This is a genomic window from Streptomyces sp. NBC_00457 (assembly GCF_036014015.1).
In the GTDB taxonomy this organism is placed as follows: domain Bacteria; phylum Actinomycetota; class Actinomycetes; order Streptomycetales; family Streptomycetaceae; genus Streptomyces.
Map to the genome: position 1 here is coordinate 8,657,572 of NZ_CP107905.1, position 12,239 is coordinate 8,669,810.

Consider the following 12,239-nt stretch of genomic DNA (forward strand, 5'->3'; position numbering starts at 1 on the left):
GTGTGTCGGGTGCGGGTTCGTGGGGGCTTGTCGCGCAGTTCCCCGCGCCCCTGACGGGGCGTTGGCGTCACCGTTTTGTATTGAGGCGGGCCGCCTGGCGCGTTAGGTGGTTGCGTTCCTCGAGGGTGGGGGCCTTTTGGGCTGCCTCGGAGTACAGGTGTGCCGCCGTGTCCAGGTCGCCGTCGCGTTCGTGGAAGTAGGCGGCTACGGCGGTGTAGCGGGGGAGTGAGTCGTCCAGTTCCGCTAGTGCCGCCAGGCCTGCGCGCGGTCCGTCTGCCTCTCCTACGGCGACCGCGCGGTTGAGGCGGACTACGGGGCTGTCGGTGAGGCGGGTCAGCTCGTCGTACCACTCGACGATCTGGACCCAGTCGGTCTCCTCGGTGCGGGGCGCGTCCGCGTGGAGGGCGGCGATGGCGGCCTGGGCCTGGAACTCGCCGAGCCGGTCGCGGGCGAGGGCCGACTGCAGGATCTCGACGCCCTCGGCGATCGACTTGGTGTCCCACAGGCCGCGGTCCTGCTCGGCGAGCGGCACCAGGCTGCCGTCGGGCGCGGTCCGGGCCGCGCGCCGGGCGTGGTGGAGCAGCATGAGGGCGAGCAGCCCGGCCACCTCGGGGTGGTCGATCGCCGCCGCGAGCTGCCGGGTGAGCCGGATGGCCTCGGCGGCGAGGTCGATGTCGCCGGAGTAGCCCTCGTTGAAGACCAGGTAGAGGACGCGCAGCACGGTGGCGACATCGCCGGGCTGGTCGAACCGCACGCCGGACACGGTCCGCTTGGCCCGGCTGATGCGCTGCGCCATGGTCGCCTCGGGCACGAGGTAGGCCTGGGCGATCTGCCGGGTGGTGAGGCCGCCGACGGCGCGCAGGGTGAGGGCGACGGCGGACGAGGGGGTCAGGGAGGGGTGGGCGCAGAGGAAGTAGAGCTGGAGGGTGTCGTCCACCGCGGGCGCGGAGCCTCGTACCGGCTCCTCCTCCACGCGGTCCTCGCGTCGGCGTCGGGCGGTGTCCGCGCGGGTCGCGTCGAGGAACTTGCGCCAGGCCACGGTGACCAGCCAGCCCTTCGCATCCCGCGGCGGGTCGGCCGGCCAGACGCGGACCGCCTCGACGAGCGCGTCCTGGACGGCGTCCTCGGCCGCCGCGAAATCTGCTCCGCGGCGGACGAGGACGGTGAGCACGCTCGGTGTGAGGCTGCGGAGCAAGGCCTCGTCCATGGATGGGGTCACTCCGTGACGGTGGGCCGCACGCCGTAGAACGGGCGCAGTTCCAGCCACTCGTGGATCGTCTTGCCGCCCGCCCCGGGCGCGGCGGACAGTTCCCCGGCCAGCTCGACGGCGCGCTCGTAGCTGTCGACGTCGATCACCATCCAGCCGGCGATGAGGTCCTTGGTCTCGGCGAACGGTCCGTCGGTGACCGGCGGGCGCCCCTCACCGTCGTACCGGACCCACGTCCCCTCTGGGGCGAGTGCCACCTCGCCGACGAACTCACCGGTCTTCTCGAGCCGCTCCGCGAAGTCCCGCATGTACTGCACGTGCGCCGTGATCTCCTCCGGCGTCCACTGATCCATGGGCACGTCGTTGACCGCCGCCGGCGCGCCGCGGTAGTGCTTGAGCAGCAGGTACTTGGCCATCGTGATTCTCCTCGGTGTGCTGCGACCCATTGTGGCCGCGTTCACCCCAGGGACGGAGCCGACCACGGATCCTCGACATCGCCGAGCGAACTTTTTTCTACCGGCCGAGCTCCGGGTGTGCGAGCCGCCCAGCTCCCAGGCCTCCGCTGTAGCTGCGGGCAGTCGTGCCGCCTGGGGCGGCACGGGTGGGCGCAGGCGGCACCCCGTCAGCGCCGGGCTGCGCGACCCACCCCGCCTCAGCCACCGCGCCCCGTCACCCCAACCGCGCCGCCAACCCCCCGGTGCACCGCACCTCATCCCCCGCCGTCACCAGCAACGCCTCCACATCCGGCAGCGACTCCAGCCACCGCAACCCCGCCCGCGAACCCATCGCAAACGCGGCGGTGGCCCAGCAGTCCGCCCACGTCAGTGAAGGCCCCACCACGGTCACCGCCACCAGGTCGGTCACGGCGGACCGCCCGGTCCGCGGATCGACGATGTGCGCGCCGCGCTCGGCCGTCCCGGACGTGGCGACGGCCAGCTCCTCCACCCCCGCAGCCGACACGACCGCCGCAAGTCCCCCCGGCCGCAAGGGATCCGCCACCCCGACCCGCCACGGCCGCTGCGGCCCGGGGCTGCCGAGCAGCTGGACGTCACCCCCGCCGTTCACGCTCACCCCGCTCGCCCCGACCGCCGCCAGCGACCGCGCCGCCCGTTCGACGGCCCAGCCCTTGACGATCCCGGTCGGATCGAGCCGCCCCTCGTACGACGTGCTGAACCAACCCTCACTCAGCCGCTCCGCCTCCGCGGCCAGCTCCAGCACCTCGGCGACCTCGGGATCACAGTCACCGACGGTCAGCTCACCCCGGGCCAGCCGCGACACCTGGCTGTCCTCCCGGTAGGTGCTGAACACCTCGTTCACCTGGTGCAGCCCGGCGACCGCCTCCTCCAGCGCCGCCTTGACCGCACCGGGATCCCCGCCGCGGACGTCGAAGGAGAAGACGGTCCCCATGACCTCCTCCACATGACGCACCGCGGCGGGAGCTCCTGCTGCCGATTCGGCGTGCTCGGCCACCGACTCAGACACCGGCCTGGTCCAACGCCGACTGCAGGGACTTCTTGTACCCGGCGCTGGTGTACGTCGCCCCGGACACCGCGTCGATGTCCGCGCTGCCCGCGGCCACCGTCTGCTGGTTGAGCTTGGGCACCGCGTTGTTGGAGACCTGGGTGCTCTTCCCGCCACTGGGCGCCTGCACCACCGCGGCCTGGACGATCTTGCCGTCGCGCATCGTGATCCGGACCTGCACCGGCCCGTACTCGGTCTGCGCGACCGCGCCGGTGACGGTCCCGGTCCCATTGCTGACACCGCCGCCGGCGTCCTGCCCAGCACCGGCACCGGCACCAGCACCGGCCTCGGCACCGGCATCGCCGCCGGCAGCAGGCGCGCTGGGGCTGGCGCCCGCGCCGGCCTCCGCCCCGCTCCCCGACTCCGCGCCACCGCCGGCGGGCTTCACCTTGTCGAGCGCCGACTGGAGGGACTTCTTGTACCCGGCGCTGGTGTAGGTCGCCCCGGAGACCGCGTCGATGTCCGCCGTCCCGGCGGCCACCGCGGCCTGGTTGAGCTTGGGCACCGCGTTGCCGGTGATCTGCGTGCTCTGGCCGCCGGTCGGTGTCTGTACCGCCTCGGCCTTGGTGATCTTCCCGCCGTTGACGGTGATCCGGACCTGCACGGGCCCGTACTGCGTATCGGCCACGTCACCGGTGACGGTCTGAGCCTGCGCGGCCCCGCCACCCCCCGCACCCTGACCCGAGCCGCCGCCCTGCGCCGCGGCCTTGTCGAGCGCCGACTGCAGGGACTTCTTGTAGCCCTCGCTGGTGTAGGTCGCCCCGGAGACCGCGTCGATGTCCGCCGTCCCGGCGGCCACCGCGGCCTGGTTGAGCTTGGGGATCGCGTTGTTGTTGATCTGGGTGCTCTGGCCGCCGGTGGGGTTCTTTACCGCCTCGGCCTTGGTGATCTTCCCGCCGTTCACGGTCAGCCGGACCTGCACGGGCCCGTACTGCGTGTCGGCCGCGTCACCGGTGAAGCTTCCGGTGCCGATCGCCTGGGCGCCGCCCTGGGCGGATTCCTGTGCGCCGATCGACTGGCCCGGTGCCGCGCCGCCCACCGCCTCGGAGCCGGAATCCGACCCCGGTTTCAGCGACAGCAGCAGTACGATCCCGGACACGGTGGCGGCGCCGGCCAGCACGACACGCCGAAGGGGATGGGTCTTCCTCATCGCTCCTGAACTCCTGATTCCCGAAGATTCCCGAAGGTCCTGAAGACCCCGAAGGTTGTGATGTTTCCCGTCGTCACATCTCGAACGACTCGTGATGGATACGGCGGGCGGGGACCCCCGCGCCGCGCAGTGCCTCGTACACGCCCTGCGCGAAGCCGGGCGGCCCGCACAGGAACACGTCGTGCTCGTCGATGTCCGGCAGCTTCTGGCGCAACCGCTCCGCCGAGATGTCCGGGCGTTCCCCGTCCGGGGAGTTGACGGCGTACATCAGCCGGGCGCCCCGCTCGTCGGCGATGGCGGCCAGCTCGTCCCAGAGGGCCAGGTCCTGGGTGCTGTTGGCCCGGTAGAGCAGCGTGATGTCACCGGAGGCGCCCGGCAGTGTCTCGAACAGCGCCCGCATCGGCGTGATGCCGACCCCGCCGGCGACCAGCAGCACCTTGCCGCGGCTGCGGCGCTGGGCGGTCAGCGCGCCGTACGGGCCCTCGGCCCACACGCGCGTGCCGGGCGTCAGCTCCCGCAGGCGTTCGCTGTGGTCGCCGATCGCCTTCACCGTGATCCGCAGCATGTCCGGCCGCGGCGCCGCCGACAGCGAGTACGGGTGCGAGCTGAACCGCATGCCCGGCGCCAGGAACCGCCAGCGGAAGAACTGGCCCGCCTCCGCGCCCATCCGGTGCAGCTTCCGGCCGCCGATCAGCACGGACACGATCCCGGGCGTCTCCTCGATGACCGCCTCGACCCGCAAGCGGTGGCGCATGTTCAGCCGGATCGGGGTGAGGATCCGGTACCAGATCACCAGCGCCGTCACCGTGCCGTACAGCCCGTACCAGGCGGTCTTCGCGAGGGGCTCGACGGCGAACTCGTTGCCGGTGCTGAGCTGGTGCCAGAAGGTGAGGAACACCGCCGCGTACGTCAGCAGATGGACGTGGTACCAGGTGTCGTACGGAATCAACCGGCGGATCCCGCCGATGGAGATGATCCCGATGAAGAACAGCAGACCGGTGCCGATGGCGGCCTTGCCCATGTCCGGCAGCTGGTTGACGGAGTCGATCGTCTGCTGGGCGATGTAGCCGAGGTCCTTGCCGGCCTGGCGGGCGTAGCCCCACATGATCAGGAAGACATGGGCGACGGTCAGGCTGAGCGTGTAGCGGCCGCTCATCGCATGCCAGCGCGCCACCCGGTCCGAGCCGACCCGACGCTCCAGCGCGGGCACCCGGGCCATCTGCAGCACGACCAGCGCCATCAGGTAGCCGGCGAGCAGACCGGTGATCCGGCCCGCGGCGATGATCTTGCCGGTGGTGTCGCCGATGGACGGGGTGTTGCTCCACCACAGCCAGATCACTCCGGCCGCGCCCGCCCACACGGCGAGCAGCAAGAGGGTCGCCGGGGAGCGGCGCGGACGAATGCGGCGCATCGTCTGGCGGCGGGCGGCGCGGCCGCTTGCGAGCGTGGTGGTCACGGTTCCTCCGTGCGAACGGGCTGTGGCCTTGGCCCACAGATACGTGCCGCGACGGCAGTGTGTTCAGCCGCTTGCCGAGTCCCGTGTGCCGGAAGCGACTCGCAGTAACCGTCGCCGGTCCCGCGCGGCGCCCTACCCCTGCGCGGGGCAGGAGGAGACGGGTGTCACCGACGTCACGACGGTGTCGGGCAGGGTGATCCGCTCGCGGTCGCCGCCCTTCCCCTCGATGCCGAGTACGACGGCGTCGGGCCCCGAGGCCAGGAAGGCTCCGCACCGGTCACCGGTGGTCGTTCCGACCCGGACCAGATGATCCGGAGCCGACTCGGTCGTCGACCAGGCGACGGCGATCGCCGCGGCCGCGAGCACGATCCCGGCACAGCAGCACAGAGCGGCCAGGCGCAGAGATCGCGTGACCCGGCCGATCTCGCGCGTGGTCCAGCGGCGTAGCGCCTGACCGCCCATCAGCCTGGATCTCTCATCCATCCGGCCGTGCGCGGCACGGGTCGCCAGGACGGAACCGGCGACCAGGAGCAGGAACGCCAGAGCGATCAGCCCGGAGGCGGCGTTCCCCGCCGCTGTCGGGAGCTGGGCCAGATCGTCCCTGCCCTTGAGCACCACCAGGACAGTGAGCAGAGCGGCCAGGCCGGTGAGACCGGAGCGCCAGCCCTCGGCCTGTCTGCGCAACTCACCGAGCTGCGTGAACTCCAGTTCATCGGCGAGCAGGTCCCACCGCTCGTCGGACTCCAGGCTCACCGGGCCCCGATCCTCGCGAGGGCGCCGAGTACCCAGCTGGCACCGCAGCCCACTCGGCCCGCGTGACCATCGGACGGCCGGTTCGGATGGGGGTGCCCACAGGCACAGAAGTACCGCTCGGCCCGCAGCACCTCTTGGTCCATCGCCTGGTCCGTCGCGGCTTCGGGGTTCCTGCGCAACCGGAGCCACGAGGGCACGGATGGCGCCCCCTTGGTCCCCGTGCCGGGCACGATGCGCCGGATCTCGCGCCGTGTTCTGCCATGGCAGCGGGGGCAGTTGCCCTCGACGACGACACCGAGGCCGTCATCCGCGTCGCGCCAGGTGAAGGGGGACGTGGTACGGCCGACGTCGGTGGCGGCGTACTCGGCGTCGAAGTCGTGGCTGCGGGGCGGTTGTTCAGGCATCGTCCCCCTCCAGACGCAGGTCGAACATGGCGGCGTACAGGCGCAGCCGCCCTCTGATCCAGTCCTCGGTCTCTCCGGTGGCCTGCGCTGCGAGCGTGATGTGCCGTGTCGTCACCAGGCCCTCCACAGCGGGCAGTACGCCGTCGAAATGTCTGCTCAGCAGGGCGAGGTCCTGCCACAAGGGGACTACGCCGGGCACGGACGGCAGTGTGACCGGGACCGGCCACAGGGGAAGGTAGGGCTCGATGCGCCGGGCCGTGTCCGGGAGCGGTTCGCCGAGCCGGGCGGCGACGCTGACCAGGTCCAGGGGCGAGGGCGGCTGGTCGTGGTCGCTCACCCAATGATCCGGGTCGAGCGCGGTCAGGTCGTGCCGGGTGGGGGGTGAGTCGGGCAGCGCCGCGGACGCGGCCCGGGACAGATCCGGCACCAGGGCGCCGAGGGGACGCAGCGCCGCCAGCCGTGCATAGGCCGCAGCGGTGCCGATCTTGAGTTCCGCCGCGATATCGGCCAGCCAATGGGGCGTGAGCGGCTTCCATACGCTCGGCAGGTAGTAGTTGTTTTCCCGGGGCTGTTCGGTCAGGGCGCTGCACTCTTTGGCAGACGGACGGTGATCGGCGAGGTCCTCGGGGAGTACCGGCACCGTCAGGCCGAAACGGGGCGCCTCGCGCTCGGCGATCCCCCACACCTCGCGCAGGGATTCGTGCAGGAATCCGGCGGACTGGAAGAGGGAGGCCGTGGTCAGCCGGTCCGTGGGCCAGTTCTCCGACTCGTTGGAGACCTCCTTCCCCGACAGGACGAAGCGCGTGCGCAAGGGGAGATCCCGCCAGGCCAGGAGGGGAGTGAGGTCGTCCGGGACATCGAGGCCCGCGGTGCGCAGCTGCTCGACGGCGTGGAGGAATCCCTCCTCGACGCCGGTCCATGGCCGTGCCAGTCGCCCCAACTGCTCGAGCCCCACGCCGTCCTCCAGCCGGTGACTGTCTCCGATGCAGTCGTTGATGAGTGCGACGACGACGGGGGTGGGGACGACCTGCGACGCGAGCGAGTCGTGGGCATAGTGGCGCTCGTGGATCAGGCCGAGACGGGCAGCCGCGTGGGCCAGGCACTCCTCGGCCTCGGCGAGGCTGATTCCCCGACCGGACGCCAGGTCGAACGTCGCGGTCCAGGGCAGAGCGTCGTGCCCGTCGCTGTCGACGTGGACGCGATTCTTGAGGACGGTCTGGACATCGGCATCGAGTTCCGCCCAAGCGGTGACCTGTTCAGCCGGGGGAGCGGTCCAGCCGAGCCACTCGAAGCGGGAGAGCGTGGCCAGGATCTCGGAGGCCGGCAGCCCCAGGTTCCGGCTGGTCGTGTGGATCTGCTCCGGGGTGCTCACTCGGAGCAGGTTGGAGCTGTACACGTCATCACTGGGCAGTGTCAGCCTGTCGATGTCGTCGGCCGTGCACACGTAGTCCTCGTGATGCGCCGGGACGGCAGGCCAAGGCTTCTCGCGGCCCAGGACGGCGTAGCGGGCGCACCGTCGGACCACCTCTCCGAGCGGCATCGCCAGTCGCTCGGACGCCAGCACCGCGCCGCCGAGGTCGTAGAGCCCTTCCGAACCGTCGGCGGCGATACTTCGCGGGTTGGAGAATGCGTCGACGATGGCGCGGTCATCCTGGTCCGGAACCAGGGACGGAACCTCTCCGGAGACCGGCGACGCTCCTCTCCGCTTGTGGACCGGGCGAAATCGCCGCCTCCGCTTGATCACCTCATCCACTGGCAGGCCATGGCGTCCGGCGTACGCGACCACTCCCCACCAGGTGTTGGGGATCCCCCAGATGTCGGCGTCCCCGGGTTCTGGAACCGGATATCCCTCCAGGCTCAAAGGCTGCGCCGGAGCGTCCGAGCCCTGCGCCAGAGCGAGGACGGCGGCTCTCCAGGGCGCGGTGTACTGGAGATCCGTGTCCGCTCCAAAACGCTTGGATGCCTGCCACCTGTCGCCAAGCGTCTGATCCAGAGGGAACCAGCCCTGCGCGTCGAGAGAATGTACGTCCGACACGCCCCTGCGCACCGTCAGCCCCTTGCCGCGCCACTCGCTGTGCAGGATGGTGGCGGCGGCCAATTGGTCGGTTTCCAACTCCCAGAGCCACTCCATGGTGAGCTCCGGCCACCCTGCGAGGGCGGCGGCGCCCGCGCGCCAGTTCTGCTCGGCCCAGGAACGGTCGTAGTCCTGGAGCTCCTTCCGGTTCACACTGAGTCGCCCCGCGTGCGGACCGGTCAGGTTGAGTACGTAGCCGAAGGGCTGCTGATCAGTGGCGATGCCGTCGCACAGTACCGCGCCCTGCCCGGGCACCCACCACAGCACGCCCGGGACGGCTTCGAGCGCCTCGGCGACCGCGCCGGCGTCCTGGTGCAGCACGCCAGGGGCCCATGGGCGATCGAGACCGGGCGCGTCACACACGTGCAGTTCGAACTCGCTGACCCGGACCAGCTCGCGCAGCGTCTTCACACACGACAGTCCGTCGGTCACGGGGCCCTCGCGCAGGTACAGGCGGACGAGAGTGCCGCCGCCGGAGAGACTGTCCCCCGTCCCGTCGTGACGCTTGATGCGGAAAAGACTGCCGCTGCTCGGAATGTCGACTTGGAGCGCGTGATCGTCGGGAATGCCCTTCTGGTTGACCTGACGAGTCACGATGGTCATCTCGTCGTCGAGCATGAAGTAGCTGAACACACCGATGCCGAAACGGCTGTTGGGATAGAGCCGTAGTCCGGGGTCGTGGCGCAGCCAGCGCGACTGCTCGCGGCGGAAGGCTTTCGACTGCTCGAAGCGACTACCGGCCCGGGTGAACGTGTACTTCAACTGCTCGGCGCTCATGCCGACGCCGTTGTCCCGGCACTCCACATAGCGGCCGCGGTCGTCCTCGCCCTGACTGATGGTGATGTGGCCGGACCAGGCGTCCGGGTTCATGCCCATGCTGGTCAGGTACTTCCAGCGCATCGCACGGTAACGGCACGCGTCCATGGCGTTCTGGTACAACTCGCGCAGGGCGAGATGGGGTTCTCCGGAGTAGAGCTGCTCGCCCATCAGCAGCTCGCGGACCTCGGTCTGAGCCAGGCGGAAGCGCAGCAGGGGCGTCTCGTACGCCGGGACGTTGCCGACCTGGGCAGGGCCCACCCCTCGCGGAGTGATCTTCCTCGGCACCGCTGCCAGCAGTGCCGCCTCCGCGGCCGGCCGCGTGTCGGCCAGCGTCAGGACCTCCTCAGCGATCTGGTCCGCCCGCTCGGCCACCTCGGTGAGAGCGGCATGCAGGGCCTGATGCTGGCAGAGTGCGTCGAGATGCAGCGCGTCACGGTCCTCCTCCCAGGCCAAGTGGCGGACGAGCCCGATGACTTGGTGCGCCTGCACCGGGTCGCTCACGGCCAGGTGCTCGGCCACGATCTCGGGGAAGGTGCGCACGTCCACGGCGAGTACGGCCGCGAGGCGCAGCAGCGCGGTCAGCGGCTGGATCCGCAGTGTCTGGTGGTTGCCATGGAGGAGCACCTTGCCGCGGGCGTGCAGGTGCGCGTCCTCGCGTGGTTCGGGCAGCCCGATGGCGGCGGCAGCAGAGCACAGCAGCTCGGACAACTCCTTGACCCGGCCGTCCGCCCTGTCCTGTCCGAGCAGCAGCGAGGCGAGATCGTCGGCCGGACCGGCGGGCACCGGGGCGCTGTCCGTCTCGAAGCGCTCGGCGATCCAGCGGTGCACCAGCCACATGGTCACGGTGGTCGCGTCCTGCGCGCGGTGACGAGCGCGGCAGTCGGCCACTTTGCGGGCCACGCGCGCGTACTGGTCGATGACCTGCTCGTAGTGCCTGCGATCGTCGTTGGGCAGGATCTGCGGATCGAGGGTCAGGGGATCGGCCTCGGCCGCACGGCTCAGCCGGTCCGCCCAGGCGGCCTCGTGGAGAAAGGGGGCGGCCACCAGGACCGCCGCCTCCACGGCCGAGAGCGTGGCGGTGTCCGGCAGCAGCCGCGGCAGCCGATCGCCCAGCAGACGGATGGGGAACAGGTCGTCGACCCATGGATCCGGCTCGGGCATGCGCTTACGGGCCGTGTGGAGCGTGTCCGCGCAGCCCTTCACCCACGTCTCCAAGGACTGCAGCAGACCGGGCACGCAGGCCTGCTGGCTCTGCTCGACGCGCTTCCACAGCGGGCAGCCCCGTACGGCGTCGCGCCAGGCCTCCAGAAGTTCCTGACCCTCGCAGATCTCCGCGACCCGGGTCTCCGCCTCCAGGTTGGTGCCGTACCGGATGGCTGCCAGCTGTCGTACCTGATGCCGGTCCGCCTCGGCCTGAGCCGCCTGCTGGGCCATCGTGAAGACGCTCTGGACGGTGCGCGCGGATGTCATCGAGTCCAGGGCCTCGACGAGCCCTCCGGTGAAGAAACTGCCCCGGGGGGTGAAGTCACTGAGTTCCCCGGGCGAGCAGCCGGTCATCACGGCGAATCCCCCGTGCGGCGGGCCGTTGTCGATGCTGTTGCCGAAGGGCACGCCGTCGTCGGGCATCTCGGTACGGCAGGCGTCGATGAGCCAGAGAACTGTTGCCGCCTTACAGCTCTTGAGCAGGGGACTGATCTTCGCCGGCAGGAGCGAGTCGATGTACGGCTCCTCCCAGTTCCCGTCCTCGGGCGGGGTCACGTCCCACGGGACGAGGAAGTCCTCCGTGCCGACACGGATGCCGTGGCCGGTGAAATAGAGCAGCAGTGTGCCGCCCTCAGGTATGCCCCGGGCCACCTCGCTGATGGTCGCCCTGATACGGGAGCGGCCCGCATCCGCGTTGTGCAGCGTCCGCACCTCGTAGTGCGAGTCGTGGAGCACCGTCTTCATCCGGGTGAGATCGGCCGCCACGGCCGCGTCGAGCGATTCGGCGCCCGATGGTGCCGCGGGTGTGTCCCCGACCCCGATCAGCAGTGCCCTGCGTGCTGAACGCCCCATGTCAGTCCCCCCGTTTCGGCGTCAACATGATGGCACCGCGGACAAGCAACGCGAAGGGGATACAAGGAACCTGACGACGGTTCAGCAGCGGAGCGGAGGGTCAGTACCGCGTGATCGCCGTCCGCCCGCTCGTCGTCCCGATCGCGAGGTGCGGTCTGCGGCCGGGGTCGGCCCACTGGAGGATCCGCCGCATCGCGTCCGCCGGCACCGACACACAACCGGCCGTCGCCCCGCGCCCGTTGACATGCAGGAAGATCCCGGCTCCGCGGTGGCGGACGGGCTTGTGGTAGTTGAAGTCGACGACGAGCGCGTGGTCGTACTGCGTGGTGTACGAGATCAGCCGCTCCGACTCGGCGGCCCGGCAGTCGGCCGCCAGGGGCTCGGTCCAGCGGTTGTAGGAGCGCGAGTCGTTGTCCTGGCACCACCAGGAGTTCCGGCGCACAAGGCGGTAGGTGTACGTCGTCCCGCGCGGCGCCGCTTTGATGCCGAAGGCGTACGGCATGCCGTACAGCCCGGTGGGCGTGGTGTTCGTGCCCTGCTTGCGCGTGGCGCCCTCGACCAGGCCGTTCGCGCCGAAGCGGGCGGCGGCGGAACCCGCCTTGACCCAGCGGCCGTCGCTCAGGTCCCACCAGGTGACCGTGCCGGTCGTGGAGCCGGTCCGGGGTGCCACGGCCGTGATCAGCTGGGTGCCGCCGCCGGTGTCCGCCATCCGCGCGGGCAGCGGCGGGGCGCCCTCGGGCGCGGCACCGAGCAGGAGGAGGGGCGAGGCGGCGAGGGCGACGACGACACCGGGGCGCATG

Annotated in this window: 9 protein-coding genes; all 9 read right to left on the minus strand. The window is 70.8% G+C overall.

The window, feature by feature from the left end:
- Window positions 1–67: 67 nt before the first annotated feature.
- On the minus strand, window positions 68–1,207 hold the full coding sequence (locus tag OG828_RS39565) for an RNA polymerase sigma factor (protein WP_328503878.1): 1,140 nt from the start codon (window positions 1,205–1,207) through the stop codon (window positions 68–70).
- Window positions 1,208–1,215: 8 nt separating this feature from the next.
- Window positions 1,216–1,623, minus strand: coding sequence for a YciI family protein (locus OG828_RS39570; protein WP_328367924.1), 408 nt, complete (start codon window positions 1,621–1,623; stop codon window positions 1,216–1,218).
- Between the two features lie 253 nt (window positions 1,624–1,876).
- A complete protein-coding gene (locus OG828_RS39575; protein WP_443062529.1) occupies window positions 1,877–2,614 on the minus strand; it encodes an FAD:protein FMN transferase in 738 nt (245 codons plus the stop codon).
- 67 nt (window positions 2,615–2,681) lie between these two features.
- A complete protein-coding gene (locus OG828_RS39580; RefSeq protein WP_328503880.1) occupies window positions 2,682–3,878 on the minus strand; it encodes an FMN-binding protein in 1,197 nt (398 codons plus the stop codon).
- Between the two features lie 73 nt (window positions 3,879–3,951).
- Window positions 3,952–5,334 (minus strand): ferredoxin reductase family protein, encoded by a 1,383-nt coding sequence (locus tag OG828_RS39585; RefSeq protein WP_328367949.1) that lies wholly within the window; start codon window positions 5,332–5,334, stop codon window positions 3,952–3,954.
- Between the two features lie 132 nt (window positions 5,335–5,466).
- Entirely contained in the window at window positions 5,467–6,087 is a 621-nt protein-coding gene (locus tag OG828_RS39590) for a hypothetical protein (RefSeq protein WP_328503881.1), read from the minus strand.
- Window positions 6,084–6,491, minus strand: coding sequence for a hypothetical protein (locus tag OG828_RS39595; RefSeq protein ID WP_328503882.1), 408 nt, complete (start codon window positions 6,489–6,491; stop codon window positions 6,084–6,086). The genes OG828_RS39590 and OG828_RS39595 overlap by 4 nt, the downstream gene beginning before the upstream one ends.
- Window positions 6,484–11,439: an HD domain-containing protein gene (locus OG828_RS39600; RefSeq protein WP_328503883.1), complete on the minus strand. Its 4,956-nt coding sequence runs from the start codon at window positions 11,437–11,439 to the stop codon at window positions 6,484–6,486. Before OG828_RS39600 ends, OG828_RS39595 begins: the two co-directional genes overlap by 8 nt.
- Before the next feature lie 100 nt (window positions 11,440–11,539).
- Window positions 11,540–12,238 carry a L,D-transpeptidase family protein gene (locus OG828_RS39605; RefSeq protein ID WP_328503884.1) on the minus strand — a complete coding sequence of 233 codons (699 nt, stop codon included), beginning with the start codon at window positions 12,236–12,238 and terminating at the stop codon, window positions 11,540–11,542.
- Window position 12,239: the final 1 nt, after the last annotated feature.

Bases quoted from the DNA above. Each gene is read 5' to 3' on its own strand.
- OG828_RS39575 (WP_443062529.1), bottom strand. From the start codon at position 2,614: ATGGGGACCGTCTTCTCCTTCGACGTCCGCGGCGGGGATCCCGGTGCG.
- OG828_RS39595 (WP_328503882.1), bottom strand. From the start codon at position 6,491: ATGCCTGAACAACCGCCCCGCAGCCACGACTTCGACGCCGAGTACGCC.
- OG828_RS39565 (WP_328503878.1), bottom strand. From the start codon at position 1,207: ATGGACGAGGCCTTGCTCCGCAGCCTCACACCGAGCGTGCTCACCGTC.
- OG828_RS39600 (WP_328503883.1), bottom strand. From the start codon at position 11,439: ATGGGGCGTTCAGCACGCAGGGCACTGCTGATCGGGGTCGGGGACACA.
- OG828_RS39580 (WP_328503880.1), bottom strand. From the start codon at position 3,878: ATGAGGAAGACCCATCCCCTTCGGCGTGTCGTGCTGGCCGGCGCCGCC.
- OG828_RS39605 (WP_328503884.1), bottom strand. From the start codon at position 12,238: ATGCGCCCCGGTGTCGTCGTCGCCCTCGCCGCCTCGCCCCTCCTCCTG.
- OG828_RS39570 (WP_328367924.1), bottom strand. From the start codon at position 1,623: ATGGCCAAGTACCTGCTGCTCAAGCACTACCGCGGCGCGCCGGCGGCG.